Source organism: Chryseobacterium sp. Leaf201 (assembly GCF_001421435.1).
Classification (GTDB): domain Bacteria; phylum Bacteroidota; class Bacteroidia; order Flavobacteriales; family Weeksellaceae; genus Chryseobacterium.
The window spans coordinates 1-17,030 of sequence record NZ_LMKA01000117.1 but is presented as its reverse complement, the minus strand read 5'-3'; the positions used below and the strand labels follow the sequence as shown (position 1 = coordinate 17,030).

Sequence of the window (17,030 nt, the reverse complement as noted above, 5' to 3'; positions counted from 1 at the left end):
AAAACCTGTAATAATAGTAATTTTCTAGAATAATTATTCATATTTATTTTTTATAAATGTGTTGATTTTTTGCCGCTTCATCCTGATCTTTGGTATCATAGGAATTTAATTTCACAAATCTTGCCGGGTTTGTTCTTACAGACTCTCCTTTTCCATAGGCATCTAAAACAGTAGCTACTTCAAGATGTAAATGTGGTGCTCTTCCTCCACTTGCAATTGATCCTGAAACTCCGGCATATCCCAGAACAGTTCCGGCATCTACCTCTTTATTAGCCGTAGCATCAGCCTCTGTTACCAAAACACTATCTAAATGCATATAGATAAAATAAACATCATCTGTTTCTTTTATATTGATCCCTTTTAATTCATCTGTAAATTGTATTTTATAATTTACTTTCTTCTCTTGTTCTAATAAATCTTTTACATTCTGAATTTTAATTCTTACAATCCAACCTGCCGTGGCAGAATATCTAACTTGATGAATATTTCCTTTTAGAGTTGCATAAACTTTATCTTTTCCCGGTATTGCAAAAAAGTCAAATCCTGAATGATACTTTTTTGAACCATTTGCATTTCGTCTGCACCATCCATATGTTCCACTTGAGGGTTTTATATTACCAGAATAATTATATTTTGTAAGTCTCGGATTATCAACCGGATCATGCCAATTCCCATTTTGCTCCTGAACTTTAACTGGTTCAGCAGAATTTTGACAAGAAAAAGTTGTTTCTGCATTTGCCTCTCCTCTATTATACCATTTTTCTATTTCTTCAGCAATTTCCCATACATAAGTTCTTCCATTTTCATTTTTACCTTCTTTAAAAAATGCTGGATTTTGTGAATATGCTTTTTGTCTTATCCATTTGGTATTTTTTATAACCTCACCATTCTTTCTGTAATCTAATTCAATATTCTTATCAAAAACTACATGATTTCTATCTGCGCCTTTTCCACAATCTACAGGCATTAAAATAGCAAGATAAAAGTCTGCAAGGGTATTTAACTTTCCCTTATACGGCTCTAAGTAATATTCTACATAAGTGAGTTGTTCAAGCTTACTCATATTCTTTAAATTACCATTTTTCCCTGCAGTGATATTAGTACCTTTTCTTCTATTAATATCAGTGGCAGCTGTACTCCCAATTTGTATCAGACCTGTATATCCTAAACTATTAACTACAGCGGGGTTAAACGTCCCCCCTGTTTCTAAGGCCATTGCAGATGTTAAATAATCTGGTTTACATCGTAACCTATTAGAAATTTGAATAATTTTCTTTCTCTCTTGGCAGCTAAAATGCTTCCCCCAATATAATTTTGTTTCTTTACATAAACATGTGCTTTTATTTTCGCCTTGAGCTACACTCACCGTCTTACCATCCGGCTTCTGCGCGGTAGGTTTCTGATCCGGTTTTACGGTACCTCTGGATTCTCCCCAGTCCCAAAGTTCAAGATTATTCCACCAGTCGGTTACCGTATCAACAATCCCTTTTTCTTCTTTCCGGGACGGAGGTTTCTGAGCTGCCGGTGAACCGTTGGCTTTGGGAGCGGTTCCTGAAGGCTGAACAGGTGTCCGGGGATTGCTTCGTGGTACTGCCGGAGGTCTGGATGGCGCTGCCGGCGGTTTATAACCCGGGTTTGCTATTTCGGTATTTCGGGTAGCATGTTTTTTATTTTTGTAGTATTCTACCGTAACATAAAATTCCAGCTCTTTCGAGTCTCTTTCTCCCTGCATGGCTTTCTGCATTAAGGCTTTTGTTAAAACAAATTCAGCAGTAGCCGTTCCGGTCCTGTCAACGATTGCCTCTTTGCTGTCGATGAACAGATTTTTGGCATGATGTCCATCTCCCCCGGCATCATCTTCCCAAAGCGTAAAAACCAGTTTTTTATTGGTGAGGTTGACCGACTGTGCTTTAGCAACCAGTTTTTCCGTATAGCTGAATACAGCTCCTTTAGAATCATCCACATAAAACAGCTCAACCTTATTGATCCTGGGGATTTCTGCCGGCTGCGGGGTAATATCCAGGGTAGTAGCCCCTTTTCCTTCCGGCTCATACAGATAAGCTTCCAGGCGGTAAGTATTTTTCGAAGCCACTTCACCAAAAGTAAAATTTCCGTCACCTTTTTTTCTGATATTGGTAGTCGTAAAACTTCCGTCAGAACGCTTTTTGAACAGTTCCCAAGTTACCAAAGCCGGATTCCTGTCGCTGGCAGGTGTTGAAGAATACCAGTCTGTGACGGTATATAAAGTCTTCTCTCCTACTTTTGGCGCAAGATTCCCTGCTATTTGTGAAACTCCTTTTTTTGACATGGCAGAAATTTTAAATCCTGGTTTTCTCTATACTCCTGTAATAATAAAGCAAATGTTTGGATATTTAAACATTATCAATTTAATAATTTATATTTGATTTTTTCTCAAAATAAATACAAATTCCCACTTAAATTATAGGAAATTTCATCAACCGCCAAAAGCCTGACAAAATATGTTTGGTGAACTCATTTTTATCCATTTCAAGGAATATGATAATAAAACGACTTTTTTCGGGATTGATCTGCTCAGCAGTACTTTGTAAAGTATCACCAGAAAGTATAAAATGCACAGTCATAAAATGTATATCATTCTTAATTCAGGTTTGAATCAGTTACTGTTTAAACAATTCATACGTACCATTTTCACCAACGGTTTTATTGATAAAGTTACTTTTAAGAAAGTATTTTTTATTTTTTTTTGTCATTATAAATGTAGAATTTTTATTAGTTTTTTCAGAGAGAACAATTTCATTATCCTTTTCACGTAAAATAATAAGGTCTTTTTTAGTATTTTCAACATAACTGTCAAGCTGAAAACCGACAGAATTTTTCTGAATCTGAATATTGATCATCCCTTTGCTGCGGGGATCTCCTGATTCTTTTTTCATCCTTAAAAAGCTGCCTGAAAAATTGCCGATCCACTGTGAAGTGTATTGGTATTGGTTTCAAAAGTCCACTTTTTAAGTAATTTTTGATTTGATTTTAATAACAGGATTTTGCTATTTCCTACAGTTTCTGCATGTACCGTAAAATCGGCTGATTTGAGATTGACCGTGTCTGTAATTCTGTATTTTTCGACATCATCGTTCTTTAAAAATTTCTCTAAAGAAAAAATATAGTTTTTGGTATTTCTCTCTTTATAAATACTGTAGCTCAGGCTATCAATACCTGTCTTAGCCGTTTTAAAGGTTTCTACATCAGTCAGCTCATCACCGGCAAAAAATTCTTTATTAATGTAAATGTCTTTCTGAACCGGTGTTTTCGAGATTAAGGTATCTTTAACTTCAGCCGTTACAACAGGTTTCGAAAAAGCTTTACTTTCTTTACAGTTTGTAAATATGACAAGAAAAAGATAGACTGATTTATTCATTAAAATAAAGTTGATGATATTTTAATTACTGTTTTTAAGCTTTCTCAGGAATGATTCATTAACATCCTGAAAGTTAACCTTACTGAATTTTTTTTGAGTCCAGACTTTTGAAGGTATCGCCTTATCATGATTGCTTTTATCAAAATATTCTTCTCCGTACTTATATAAATAAATTTCATTATTTTCTACCTTAAAAGTAATGAATCCATCCACTACGACATTATAATCATAGCATGTCTGTGCTTCAATGGTAAAATAATTATCTTTTACAACAACAGTACTGAAACCTTCGGAAACACAGGTATTATCAGGAGAATATACCAAACTGTTATTTTCTTTCCAGAGTTTAAAGCCACTTTCAGTTCCTTTAAAAATTTTAACCGGTAAACTGAAATGTTCCTGATCAAACTTATCTTTTAAAGACGTGTTTTTATATACTTCGATCTTGTCTTTAATGCCGTCACCATCTAAATCCTGTATGATTTGCTTAACTACAGCCGCAGAAGTTTTACTTTCCATTGAATTTCCTTTTGCAACACTTTTAATTAAATTTTGCAGATCAATTTTCTGTGTTGCCTTTAAGTTTTTTAATTCCATGTCCGGCTGCGTTGTTTTTCCTTTGAAAAAAACAAACGGTAATTCCCGCTGATTATCGGGAATCGTGTGCTCATCATCTCTCGGGTAGTTATTGTTTAATGAAACCAGTAGTTTTTTATCCTGATCAATGATAATTTCCTGCATATCATTGGGATAAGCCCAAAAATTCTTATCTCCGTACCTGTCGTCCTTCAATCCCGGATTAAAATACAGTTGTACCACCTCATCATTATCTTTCACTTTATAAATTGCATAATCGATCCCATCTTCATAGCCCTGGGCTCTTATGATCTCTTTTTCATGATCATTGTCTACATCTGCAAACCATTTATAATTAACAGAAACAAACGGATAAGAAAATTCATGGATGAGATTTCCTTTTTTATACCAGTATTCAAAATATTTCTCAGAAACTGAATCAACTGCAGTAACAATTAATTCTTCTTCAGAATCATTATCAATATTGATTTTTTCTTCCTTTTCGATTTTCAGGTTTGAAGGAATATTTTTTAACATATCGCTATTGCTCTTCACATTACTGAGCATTACTTTCTTGTCAGCCTGCTTATTCTGTTGACAAGACGTCATGAATACCAAGAGAAATATACTGCAGAATATTTTTAAATTTATCATGTTAATTTCCTGTTTGGGTTGTTTGATCCGGATTAACATTTACGGCTCTTCCTAATTCCGGGATTTCTGTAAGCGGGCTGAATGACGGTTTAGACATTTTTTCTTTTCTGACCTCAAAATGTAAGTGAGCCATCTTTGCAGCCTGGCCACTGGCATTTCCTGTCTGACCGGTTTTTCCGATAGGATCCCCGGCTTTTACATCACCTGTAACATACTCTGAAAGGTGACAATACATCAGAAAATATTTTTGGCCCTTATAATTTCCTTCCAGGAAAGTCCGGTGTCCATATCCGCCCGGATCTTCCTGATAGGTAACTGTTCCGTCAATGGAAGCGTAGATCGGTGTTCCTACAGGTGCATAAAGATCCAATCCGTCATGTTTCCCTCCTGTTCTGCCATGAAAGTCACTTTTCCCTGGAGACCACTGTGTTTCTGAATACCAACCTCTCAACACCATGGTATCTAAAGGCTGATGCCATGCAGAATATTCTTCACCGCCGCTGCATTCATTAACTTTAAAAACAGTAATCATACTCTGCAGATGCCCCCACCGGTCATCACGGGATGGCGTATTGCGGTTAACAATATCTACTATCGCATCAAGGTTGGGTCTTCCGACTCCTTTATCCGCTTCTTTCTGACAGCCGTACTCTTTCCAGTAAGCCATACTTGCTACGGTACCCTCGTTAAGATTATTGATATTATTTGCATCAATAGTAATTCCGAATGCGGGATAATCAGAAGTCAGGCGGGAATTAATTTTATCATACTTATCCTTTCCTGTAATCTGAATGATCCCTCTGCCTCTGTAACGCCATCCGTCACCGCTTGCAGCATCACCGTTACCATTCCTGTTGGCATAGGCATTATTTGCAATGGCTTCCGGATTAGAAGGGTGCGTGGCTGTACGTCCGTCTCTGTCTGATCTTTCCCTGTTATGATTATAATAGCTGAATAAAACCCTATATCGGTTGGCTCTTGCATCCCAAATTCCGTTATACAGCACGTCTGCAGCATAATTTAGATTTTCGCCATCTTTTACACTGATAGATGTTCCCACTTCTTCTCTTACCTGAGCGAAAAAATGGGCTTTCTGACGGCAGGTATCAAGGCCTAATTTTGAATTGGCCCCGTTGAATGCATCCATCAACGTTTTTTTCTTTTCTTCAGTGGCGTTTGTAAAGATACTGGTCAATTCTTCCATTGTCAAAACCCCACATCTGGGACATTTTTTTGCAATTTCAAAATAAGCACCGTCAGCTTTCAGGAATTCCTTGTCATGTTGTTTTTCGCCCTGTGCTTTTGCCTGGATGAAAAGTAATTCCGGTTGTTTTTTATATACTTTAAAGGTAACCGTTTCGTCTTTTTTATATGTTTTTATCTGAAGAGCTGCCACGATGTCATCTGCATAAGCAGCTTTCCCTTCAGCTATCCTGGTGTTGTTTGAATTTCCATTTTTTGCATTTCTCAGGATTGTTGCTGCAATCCTTTTTTTAGCGTCTTCATCTGCAATAATGTTGTCGCCTCCAAATTTATAGGTGTACTCTCCGTCTTCTTTTCCTTTGGTTAATTTGTCTTTCCAAATTTTCAGTTCGTCATTAGATTTTGGTCTGAGATGAATAGGAACTTTTGCCACACCATTTTCTATGGTTGCTGTAAACTGCGATTTCTCAGTACCCGGAACTTCACCTGTGGCCGGTGCAGCCTGCTCCATCTGAGCTTCAGTAATTTCTAAAACAGGTAAAACAGTACCTGCAGAACCTTTTAGGAGACCATCTTTTTCTTTGATGATCAAAGTGGCCTGTTTTCCGTTCAGACCCGCCGTCCGTGCTACCAGATACAGTTTCGTGTCCAGCGGGGCACTGCTTATTTTCTTCAGTTCTGCACCCAGTTTAAAAGTCTGAAAGGTTACCTTTTCATTTTTATTATAGACTTCTTTGGTTAATCCTGCTTTTATTGCTTCAAGGGTGGTATATTCTTTTTTCTCAGCCAATGCTTTTACAGCGGGTTTTCCGAGAATGATCCCGGCAATGCGTTCTTTCTCTGCAGCTGTCGCAGATCTGTTTCCGTCACTTCCGATTGTATATTCAAAACTGCCAGCAACTTCACCTGTCTGTTTTGTGTATTCTTTTTTTGCAAAATAAGCATCTAAAAGATCTTCCACGCCGGAATCCTGTACTACGCTCACTGTTCGTCCTCCCACAGGCTGCTGTGTCGGGGTCTGTGCCGGGCTGATTGTACCAGGTGACTCTCCCCAGTCCCAGAGTTCAAGATTATTCCACCAGTCGGTTACCGTATCAACAATCCCCTTTTCTTCTTTTTGAGACTGCGGTTTCGCCTCTGCAGGTGAGTCCTGTGCCCGTGGAGGTGTATTGCGCTGATGAGTAGATTGAGCAGCCGGAGGAGGCGATGCGGTATTTCCGGATTGAGGCCTTGTCTGAGGTCTTGTGGCCGGAACCTGTGAAGGATTATTGATATTCACATTGCCTGTGGCATGTTTCCTGTCTGTAAAATATTCTACTGTAACATAAAATTCCAGCTCTTTCGGGTCTCTTTCTCCCTGCAGGGCTTTCTGCATTAAGGCTTTTGTTAAAACAAATTCAGCAGTGGCCGTTCCGGTTCTGTCAACAATTGCTTCTTTGCTGTCGATGAACAGATTTTTGGCATGATGTCCGTTTCCTCCGGCATCATCTTCCCAAAGGGTAAAAACCAGCTTTTTATTGGTGAGGTTGACCGACTGTGCCTTAGCAACCAGTTTTTCTGTATAACTGAATACGCTTCCTTTGGAATCATCCACATAAAACAGCTCAACTTTATTGATCCTTGGGATTTCTGCCGGCTGCGGGGTAATATCCAGGGTGGTTGTCCCTTTTCCTTCCGGCTCATGCAGATACGCTTCCAGGCGGTAGGTATTTTTCGAAGCCACTTCACCGAAAGTAAAATTTCCGTCGCCTTTCTTCCTGATATTGGTAGTCGTAAAGCTACCGTCAGAACGCTTCTTGAAAAGTTCCCAGGTTACCAAGGCCGGATTCCTGTCGCTGGCAGGTGTTGAAGAATACCAGTCGGTGACGGTATATAAAGTTTTCTCTCCTACTTTCGGTGTAGGATTCCCTGCTATTTCTGAAACTCCTTTTTTTGACATTAAAAGTGTTTTTTAGGATGAGATTAATAGGCGTCCAGTTCACTTTCCAAAACCGTCTCTTTAAAATCCTGCATGTTCACCAGCGGATTGATGCGCTGTACCTTTTTAGAATCTGCATTTTTCACATTCTTTTTACTCATCTGCCCGCGCTGCCCATGGTCTTTAATGGTAATTTTACCTCCGACGGTGCATAAGAGTTCAGAAGCTTCGGTGACGATCTTTTTATCCGTTATTTTTACTTTATCATAGGTTTTCTGCCATTTGCCTGCCGGTGCGTAAGAACACGGTAAATTTCCGCCTGAAGAAGGCTTCAGCTTGCATTTTCCGAAGCTGGGACCGGAGGGGTTGAACTGAAGGTCATCTTCCGTAACTCCAAGAAAATCGGCATTGCCGTCAGAGTCATTCCAAAAATGTTTCCGGTGGGAAGTCACTTTGTGCTGCGGGAACTGGTCACCCTGGTTACACTGGGCTTTGCCTTTCTGTACCACGAAGTGTTTGCCGTCATGAGGTGATGATTGCTGTGACATAATACTGTAATTTGGGTTACTACCAAAGATAAAAAATTTACCCGTACAAAATAAAAAAAGCGAAAATAAATTTTCGCTTTGTCATATGATAAGATATTAATGTTGAGTATATTCCGGCTGTTCGACGGGCAGCAGGGTTGGCATAAAGTATTCATTCAGCCAGTAGAACGTCTGTCCGTTCTGCTCAATTTTCACGGCAGGATCATTCCTGTGTGACAGCATCCGGTCTGCAAGCGTTTTGTAGTGGCGGAAGTAGGTTCTTGCGGTTTCATTGGTAACAACCTTGGATTTTTTCCAGCCTCTCAGCATGTATTTAGACATCAGTTCTTCTTCGGTGACATCAAAACCTGTACTTACTCCTACTGCATAGGCCATCGGCTGTTTGTAAAGCTCGCTTTTATCAAGGAATTTCAGGGTCGGGTTATATTTTTTAAGCAGTTTTATGTATTCGTTAACCGCTCTTCCCTGTTTAAAATCCAATCTTTCAGCACCTGTCTGCCGATACACTTCCGTGTAGAAGAGTTTAAGGTTGTCATATTCCGTTTCAGAAATAAGAATCCCTTTTTCCAGACCCGGTTTATAGTCTTTCAGTTCTTTCGGGATGTACCCTTTTACCAGGAACGGACTTCCGTAATTGATCAGCTGTGCAGCAATTCCTGCGGGAACCGGATTGGTAAGTCCGGGATACAGGTATTTGTACTTTAAATCAACATCCGTTTTGCCTGCCCCTACGGAAGAATGGAAATATTCGTCCAGAGATTTATCCAGGGTGGTATTGTCCAGAGTTACCTGAGAGATCAGGCTGTCCACTGACTTTTTAAGATAACCCGGAGTGGCAATATCCCCTTTTTTAGGGAAAATAACGAATCCCTGGGACATGCTCTGTTTAGGATAGTCTAAAGAGAAGAAACCTTCATCCCCTTCAATCAGATTGAAATTATTTTTTGTCAGGACATCATTCTGATTGATGATCTTCTGTTTTTTCAGTTCGGCGATATTCTTTGCGGTATTGGTCACCACATTTTCTGCCATCAATACAAAATCATTGTAGGTATCGGATGACCGTGCGCTGGTCTGGAACATAATCAACCTTGCCTGGGCCTGTGTTAAAGAGTTAATCACCCCGTACATATTCCCGCTTTGGTTGGCAGAAGTTCCTACCGTTACCACAATATTGGTTTCATCAGGGACATTGGACAGAAGATTACCCGCAGCTGTTAAGCCTTCATTCACCGGCTGATTACCGCTGTTGCTCGGGCAGTTCATTTCATTGGTCTTCTGATCAATGAATGTGGTTATTTTGTTGTAATCCGTACTTAGATTAGAAACTGCAACATTGTCTCCGCAGGAATTGTTTTTATATAAAACCACTCCGTATTTTATCTGGTTGAAATAAGACGGCTTTTCAAATCTAAGCTGGAGATCCTGAAGCAGAGACTTTACAATGGGTGCATACGGTGCATTGGCAGCACTGATATCCAAAGTAAAAACGATATTGAGTTTTTTATTTCTTTCTGTGATTTCCCGGTAACGGTCAAAATAGATAGATTCCCCTAAAACATTGAAAATAGAGTTTTTGCTGTAATCCAGGATGTTCGTGAAATATTTTGTTTTGGAATCCGGAGCTGGCGGTTCGTACAGCGGCAGGCTTACCGGGAAAATATTTTCAAGCGGTGTTCTTTTGTTCACATCCGTCAGGAAAACGGCGGTTCTGTTTTCGGCATCATTTCCGCCGGGATACCCTTCATGGATTCCCAGGGAAGTTTCCGTAATTCCTGTGGTGTTTTTCATTTTAACGGCAGAACGCTCGCCCCATGCTGAAATCACATTGGAACTTACCCAGCCGTACAGGTTTGTGCTGATGCTGTCTATGTCTACGGAAGGCTTTTTCCCTACCAGAAATCTCTTGTTGTTTTCGGCCTGTTTGTATATGTACACAATCTGCCCGTTAGGAATTTTCACATCAGCCTGCTCAATAAGGCTCGGCGAATTGAACACCATGATGGAATCATTTTTATAATACCTTTCAGAGCTTCTGATCACTTCGCTGTTGTTGGGCACTACGGCAACTTTAACGGGAAATCCTGTTTTTTCGCTTTTTAAAGAATTATTCCACAGCAACAGGTCAGATTCCGGGATCCAGCCATAGGTTTTAATCTGTTTCGGCGATACTTTCCTCATCAGGGCATCAGGAATATATTCGGCAACCTTTACCATCCCGTCCCTGTGTTTCAGCACCATTAAAGGCTCTAAAAACTTAACTTCCTTGTATGATTTTTCATCATTTTTATCTAAATAGGCCGTATTTCTGGACCGGTCTGAAATAGCAATCCAGGGCACTGCCTTTTTGGGAAATCCGTTGACAACCGGAGAATTTTCAACCTGTCCGTACTGGGACGGTTCCGGCGTTCTTTTTGACGGCAGCTTTACCTGGCATGCTGTTGTTGTCAGCAATACCGAAACTCCAATGTAATATGCTGCTAGAGGAAATTTATTTTTCATCCTATTGATCTTTTATGATTGGTAAGCCCTGGAAACAGGACGGAATTATTTGCTTTGGTTAATATCAACTTTGGTTACGCACTTCTGGGTATCATCAAAATTCACTTTCACCGTCTGGATAATTGTGTTTTTATCAAACTGAAGGCCTGCGCAGTACATATAAAAATTATTTACCTTGCTGTCGCTTACTTTAACCACTGTATTTTCATTATTACACAGATAAGTCCTCAGTAAATAGTTATAGTGCATATTGAAATCATTTCCATAGGCAATCTGCTGAAGGTGCATTTTAAAATCGTTGTCAATTTTCGCATAAACATCTTCTACACTTACTTCTTCTTTCAGTTCGTCATAAGCCGGAAGAATCTTAATCTGGTGCAAAACAGGTTCTTCATTTTCATCCGTATAGAGTTTAACTACATAATCACCCGGCTTCTGATAAGTGTAAAAGGCCAGTTTTTCTCTGGAATCGATATTCCCGGTTTCCCCGAATCTCCAGGTAAACTGTTTGGCATCTGAAATGGCACGGAACTGTACATTGATATACTGCATGGCCTGGGAAGGCCCGTCAATCACCGTTTTAATCCTGGTGCTGTCCTTAGGCTTCGGAAGGCTTCTCGCAGAAACCATTACCGGAAAAGATTTTGAATATTTATTATCGATAATCAGTGTTACCTGGTAATATCCCGGTTTTCTGTAAAAATGAATTCCGCTGCTTTTATCGGATGTAGTTCCGTCTCCGAAGTTCCATCTTTTGGTTTTGGCAAACTGTGTTTTATCCTCAAATAAAAGCGTATCTCCAACAGCAAGGGATGACGGGTTTACAACCCCAATAATATCGTCTGCGGAGTGTATCACCTTCTTCTGCAGCCATAATGCCACCAACGCTGCTATGAGCAACGTTGCAATAACACCGATAATAATGTTCTTCTTGTTTTTCTGAAAGTAATTCATAGTTAAATGATTGTGTGGTATGTGTTTTATATAATCTGCGCCTTAATGAACTGCCGGTTACTGATTTCTGGATTTCATCATGGTTGCTTTCTGGAAAAGCTGGCTTTTCTTCTCTTTAAAACCGATAGAGCATTCTTCAGCCTGTCTTTCCAGATTTTTTATATTTTCGGTTTTGCTTGAAATAATTTTTTTATCGTCATAGTACATCTTGTAAAACTTCGCAATCTGCGGATAGGCATCTTTACGGATATCGCTAATGTTATCGCCGCTCTGAAAATAGTTGGCCACATCATTAGTGCCATAGATGATATTGCTTTCTGTGAAAGGCTCAACAGGCTGGTCTGTCAGTCTGTTGATCATGGAAAAGGTACTGTCCAGCGTTTTAAAGGAAAGCTTCTGTTTCTGGTCGAATTTTGCTTTTTCTTCAAGATTCTGCACGGAAACAATGTCTTCATCTGAAAACGGCGATTCGAAACCTTTTAAAAACAGGATTCCCAGAAAAAGGAGTGCTGCGACAAGCATTGCGATCAGGTATAAAAACTGATAATGCCTTTCTTTTTTTGATAGTGTAATTTGTCCCTGCATGGTGTTTGTCTTTATCTTCTGCGTCTGATTCCTGAAAAGTTCCTGGTAGGGTCTACTTTCAGCTCCGTATTGATGACCCCTATTTTTCCTTTACACTCGTTCAGGCCTCTTAAAGCAACCTGCTCTTTGTTGGAAACAATGATGATCTGGTTTTTCAGGGCCAGCATCGGGCCGATCTGTTTCATCAGTATGGAGTAATGTTTGAAATTATCTGCACTGTCTTTCCCCATGATGTTTTTGGCATCCTGTATATTATCCATGATATAGTTCTGCAAAATAATATCATTTTCCACCCTGTTGATATCAAGCTGGTCCATCCGGTAAAGGATACTGTCTACATGCGTCCTGAGAAGATCACTTCTGGTCAGCAGCTCACGATAGTTATCCGCTTCCTTTTTGATTCCTGCCCGCTGGATGTCATAACTTTTGAAAAAGAAAAATATACAGATGAAGGAAACACCTGATAATACGATAAAGGACAGAATAAACTTCCAAATGCCTATTCTAACGTCCGACCTGTTTAATTTTTTGTCCCTGCTCGAAGACATATATCTGTGATTTGTTTGGTGTGTGAAATTATAAAAAAATAATTGATGTACAAAATTAACTCTTCAGTCATTTTCCACTATTTTTCAATTATCGTAAGTTTAATTTTCACTTTCGCCTTATTTTCATAATTTAGTGATCTGAATTTTAATCATCATCTGCCAAATCGATATTAAAGTGAGCAAAATATTAACTAATACTGTGAGGTTTTCTGTAGCAGACAGCGATTTTTATTTTAAAAAGATCCTGATCAAGACCCTTACCGAAAATCCCTTCCATCTGCTTCTGAATGACTGTAACAACGGCCATGAGCTGATCAGCAGAAACTACAGAAGACAGGAAGATGTATTTATCATAGAACTCTTTATGCCGGTACTGAGCGGAATTGAAGCGATAAAATATATCCGTAAAAGCAATCCGGAAACCCCGATCATCACCTATTCGGGTACTTATCAGGAAGATATGGCGGAAATCCTTTCAAAACTTCAGAATATCTACTACTGCCAGAAGAAAAGCAATATCATTAAAGATATTTTTAAAGGAAAGATAGCCTCAGACGGGTTTGATTATGACCGTTACAGCAAAGAATGGGAGCAGCAGCCCCTTGCGGTAATGGAATACATGGACCGGCAGAAAAAGAGCCAGGAAGAACTGTCCCCGACAGAGATCCTGCTGATGAAATTCTGTTATGAAGGCTTCAGCAATAAAGAAATCGGGGAAAAACTGAATCTCAGTACCAGAACGATTGATACGTATATCAACCGGCTTACTGAAAAGCTGGGGCTGAAGACGAAACTTCACCTGATCCGCTTCTGTGTGGAGCACGGATATTACAATTCCAGCATGTAAAAGTGAGTTAATATGAGATTAACACAGAATAAACATTAATTTTCAACCTCTTATAAAAAAATATTTTACCACTAATTTGCTAATATTCAATTTTTTTAACTAAATTTGCACACCTAAAATTTAAAATTAAAATAAGGAAATGACAAAGGCAGAATTGGTAAACACCATCTCAAATAAGTTGGGAACCGAAAAGAATGAGACACAGAAAGTTGTAGAGGCTTTTATGCAGGAAATCAGGACTTCTATGTATAATGGAGATAACGTTTACCTGAGAGGATTTGGATCTTTTATCATTAAAACAAGGGCAGCTAAAACGGGAAGAAACATCTCTAAGAACACTGCAATTGAAATCCCTGCTCATAACATTCCCGCTTTTAAACCATCAAAATCTTTTGTGGAGAAAGTAAAAACGAAAGTTACCGTAAAATAAAACATTAACTGAATATTAACTAGTTACTAAAAAATTATAATTATGCCAAGCGGAAAGAAAAGAAAAAGACACAAGGTTGCAACTCACAAAAGAAAGAAAAGGAGAAGAGCGAACAGACACAAGAAAAAATAATCTCCTTTTCTGAGATTACAATATACATGATATAGTTGGTGGTTTTAAATTTCAGAAGCTCACCGACTATATTTGTTTTATAACGATAAGATGTACCGGAAAAAAATGCATATTTTATCAAAATTATATGCTGTGTTCAATATAATTCTTATCTTAAGTGTAAATTTAATATAATGAAAAACAGAACGGTTTCCTGTCATCTTAACAATTTTTATCTTACAAAAAAATGAAGAAAGAACTTATAGTTTCGCATGAAGATAATCTTACCAAGATTGTACTGCTGGAAGACGGAAGACTATGTGAACTTCATGAACAAGAGGACAAAAGCGATTTTATAGTTGGAGATCTGTTTATCGGAAAAGTAAAAAAGCTGGCACCTAATCTTAATGCCGCATTTGTAAATATCGGATATGAAAAGGACGCTTTCCTGCATTATCAGGATTTGGGACCGCAATATCTTACCTACAAAAAGTTTTTAAAAGATACGATTTCCAAAAAACAAAGCGTTTCAAGCTTAAAGAATTTTGAAATCCAGCCCGAAATAAATAAAAACGGTACCGTAGAAAAGGTGATTGCAAAAGATGACCTTGTCCTGCTGCAGATAACCAAAGAGCCTATTTCTACAAAAGGGCCGAGAATTTCTACCCAGATTTCCTTAACAGGCCGGTTTTTGGTTCTGATCCCATTCGACAATAAAGTTTCTATTTCTAAGAAAGTAAACAGCTTTGAAGAAAAAGAAAGGCTCCGTACCCTTATTGAGAGTATCAAGCCTGAAGGATTCGGTGTGATCATAAGAACGGTGGCAGAAGGTAAAAAAGTAGCGGATCTTCATAATGACATGAATCAGCTGATTCAGAAATGGGAAAGCACTTTTAAGAACATTCAGAAAAATAAAGTTCCGTCCAGGGTTTTAAGTGAAGACGACAAAGCTTCAGCAATTTTAAGAGACAATTTCAACCAGGATTTTGTAAGCATTACGTGTGATGACGAACAGATGGTTGAAGAAATGAAAAACTATGTGGAAGTAATTGCTCCCGAGAGAAAAAACATAGTCCATTTCCACAATTCCCATATTCCGCTCCTGGAATATTACAATGTTGAAAAACAGCTTAAACAAAGCTTCGGGAAGCATGTTAACATTCCCAGTTCAAAAGGTGCTTATCTGGTCATAGAACACACTGAAGCATTACATGTAGTGGATGTCAATTCCGGGAACAATATAACTACCGGTACGGCTGTAAATAAAGAGCATGCGCTTAAAGTAAACATGATGGCGGCCACAGAGATTGCCAGGCAGCTCCGTCTCCGTGATATGGGCGGTATTATCGTTATTGATTTTATTGACATGACCAACCCGGAGCACAGAAAAGACCTGTATGAACATCTGAAACAGGAAATGACCCGCGATAAGGCACGTCATAAAATTCTTCCGCCAAGTAAATTCGGACTGATACAGATTACAAGACAAAGAAACCGTCCCGAAAAACAGATTGACACCAAGGAAGAAAATCCTAATAAAGACGGAGAAATTGTAGCGCCTATCGTTATTGTAGAGCGGATGGGTGATGCCTTAAGAACGATTATGCAGAAAGAAAAAGGAAAGCTTTATCTTCACGTTCATCCCTTTGTGGAAGCTTACCTTACGAAAGGCTTTAACAGCATCCAGATGAAGTGGTTTATGAAGTATAAAAAATGGGTAACCGTTGTCCCGAGGGACTCATTCAAATATTTAGAATACAGAATTTACAATTCCAAGAAAGAAGAATTGGTAGGATATTCTAATTAACACAAAATTTCAAAACCTTCAGTTTTCTGGAGGTTTTTTTATGCTTAAAGTATACTGATATAAGATTTTGTTATTTGATCTAATCTTTATATCAGGAATTTCATCGATCTTTACAACCTTGTTAATGCAATTAAGCACCATTCTTAGCTCTTAATCTGAGATTTACACGAGATCTAAGCTGAAGGAAGTTAAGCCTTAAAACGCATGAAAAAAGTCATTCTGCAGAATGTGAGTATATTTATAGTTGCTTTATATGTATGTTAATAAATATCATATAAGGATTGCTTTGTACAGATAGTAATGTGCACTACTATGATTCTCCACTGATTTCAGCTCAATAAATTATTTAGAATATGGTTTAAGTTTATATAAACTGTAATATCTTTTTTAAATGGTTCATTAACCATTAGTCGGCTGTTAATTTTTTACGTTAAATAAAATAGAATGCATAAGAAAATTAGACTTAAAATAATCTGAATCTGGTATGAATATGATTAGATAATGAATACTAATTCCTGCAGCTACATACAACAGCCAAATTGTTTAAGCAAAAGGGAAAGAATTTTCTACAAGATTTGATTTAGGAAAATCTTCAGGCTTTATTATAAACAAACTATTAGTGACACGAAGTAAGCCTGAAAGCTAGATATGAAAAATAGGGAATAATTGCCTTTAAAATTAAGCATAGCTATGAGATATATTGCTTGCTACTAGCACTTGATGCTGTTGTGTTAATCTCTGTGTCGGTATTTTTAGAATCAATATTATCCTGAGTTGAGAGATGTTTGAAAATTGATTATTGCAGATTCAGCCGGTATGTATTAAACAAAAAAAACTCCTTCATCGGAATGAAGGAGTTTTAAAATAAAGACTGGCGGCGACCTACTCTCCCGCTTTCGCAGTACCATCGGCGCTGGTGGGCTTAACTTCTGTGTTCGGAATGGGAACAG

The 17,030-nt window shown here is 38.4% G+C and carries 13 protein-coding genes and 1 rRNA gene; 3 read left to right on the top strand and 11 right to left on the bottom strand.

Annotation, left to right across the window (positions count from 1 at the left end):
* Positions 1-43: 43 nt before the first annotated feature.
* The 10 genes from ASE55_RS17455 to tssO all read right to left on the bottom strand — a co-directional run bounded on the left by ASE55_RS17455 (position 44) and on the right by tssO (position 12,885).
* Positions 44-2,308 carry a M23 family metallopeptidase gene (locus ASE55_RS17455; RefSeq protein ID WP_056222688.1) on the bottom strand — a complete coding sequence of 755 codons (2,265 nt, stop codon included), beginning with the start codon at positions 2,306-2,308 and terminating at the stop codon, positions 44-46.
* A 331-nt stretch (positions 2,309-2,639) separates the two neighbouring features.
* On the bottom strand, positions 2,640-2,915 hold the full coding sequence (locus tag ASE55_RS17450) for a hypothetical protein (RefSeq protein ID WP_056222685.1): 276 nt from the start codon (positions 2,913-2,915) through the stop codon (positions 2,640-2,642).
* Between the two features lie 2 nt (positions 2,916-2,917).
* Positions 2,918-3,397 carry a hypothetical protein gene (locus ASE55_RS17445; RefSeq protein WP_056222682.1) on the bottom strand — a complete coding sequence of 160 codons (480 nt, stop codon included), beginning with the start codon at positions 3,395-3,397 and terminating at the stop codon, positions 2,918-2,920.
* A 21-nt stretch (positions 3,398-3,418) separates the two neighbouring features.
* On the bottom strand, positions 3,419-4,582 hold the full coding sequence (locus ASE55_RS17440; RefSeq protein WP_056222679.1) for a hypothetical protein: 1,164 nt from the start codon (positions 4,580-4,582) through the stop codon (positions 3,419-3,421).
* Between the two features lie 46 nt (positions 4,583-4,628).
* On the bottom strand, positions 4,629-7,769 hold the full coding sequence (locus tag ASE55_RS17435) for a peptidoglycan DD-metalloendopeptidase family protein (RefSeq protein ID WP_056222676.1): 3,141 nt from the start codon (positions 7,767-7,769) through the stop codon (positions 4,629-4,631).
* A gap of 23 nt (positions 7,770-7,792) precedes the next feature.
* The gene (locus ASE55_RS17430) at positions 7,793-8,296 is read right to left on the bottom strand and encodes a DUF4280 domain-containing protein (RefSeq protein WP_056222673.1); all 504 of its coding nucleotides are present in this window, start codon (positions 8,294-8,296) and stop codon (positions 7,793-7,795) included.
* Positions 8,297-8,392: 96 nt separating this feature from the next.
* Positions 8,393-10,798 (bottom strand): type VI secretion system protein TssR domain-containing protein, encoded by a 2,406-nt coding sequence (tssR, locus tag ASE55_RS17425; protein WP_056222670.1) that lies wholly within the window; start codon positions 10,796-10,798, stop codon positions 8,393-8,395.
* 45 nt (positions 10,799-10,843) lie between these two features.
* Positions 10,844-11,752, bottom strand: coding sequence for a PKD domain-containing protein (locus ASE55_RS17420; protein ID WP_056222666.1), 909 nt, complete (start codon positions 11,750-11,752; stop codon positions 10,844-10,846).
* A 57-nt stretch (positions 11,753-11,809) separates the two neighbouring features.
* Positions 11,810-12,337 (bottom strand): type VI secretion system transmembrane protein TssO, encoded by a 528-nt coding sequence (locus tag ASE55_RS17415; protein WP_056222662.1) that lies wholly within the window; start codon positions 12,335-12,337, stop codon positions 11,810-11,812.
* A gap of 11 nt (positions 12,338-12,348) precedes the next feature.
* Positions 12,349-12,885, bottom strand: coding sequence for a type VI secretion system TssO (gene tssO / locus ASE55_RS17410; RefSeq protein WP_056222659.1), 537 nt, complete (start codon positions 12,883-12,885; stop codon positions 12,349-12,351).
* A gap of 175 nt (positions 12,886-13,060) precedes the next feature.
* Between tssO and ASE55_RS17405 the strand changes: the two genes are divergently transcribed.
* The 3 genes from ASE55_RS17405 to ASE55_RS17395 all read left to right on the top strand — a co-directional run bounded on the left by ASE55_RS17405 (position 13,061) and on the right by ASE55_RS17395 (position 16,080).
* Positions 13,061-13,732, top strand: coding sequence for a response regulator transcription factor (locus tag ASE55_RS17405; protein ID WP_056222655.1), 672 nt, complete (start codon positions 13,061-13,063; stop codon positions 13,730-13,732).
* A 139-nt stretch (positions 13,733-13,871) separates the two neighbouring features.
* The gene (locus tag ASE55_RS17400) at positions 13,872-14,162 is read left to right on the top strand and encodes an HU family DNA-binding protein (protein WP_027388329.1); all 291 of its coding nucleotides are present in this window, start codon (positions 13,872-13,874) and stop codon (positions 14,160-14,162) included.
* 358 nt (positions 14,163-14,520) lie between these two features.
* The gene (locus ASE55_RS17395; protein WP_056222652.1) at positions 14,521-16,080 is read left to right on the top strand and encodes an Rne/Rng family ribonuclease; all 1,560 of its coding nucleotides are present in this window, start codon (positions 14,521-14,523) and stop codon (positions 16,078-16,080) included.
* 869 nt (positions 16,081-16,949) lie between these two features.
* On the opposite strand, the gene rrf is transcribed toward ASE55_RS17395, so the two are convergent.
* Positions 16,950-17,030, bottom strand: a 5S ribosomal RNA gene (rrf, locus tag ASE55_RS17390); the annotation flags it as partial.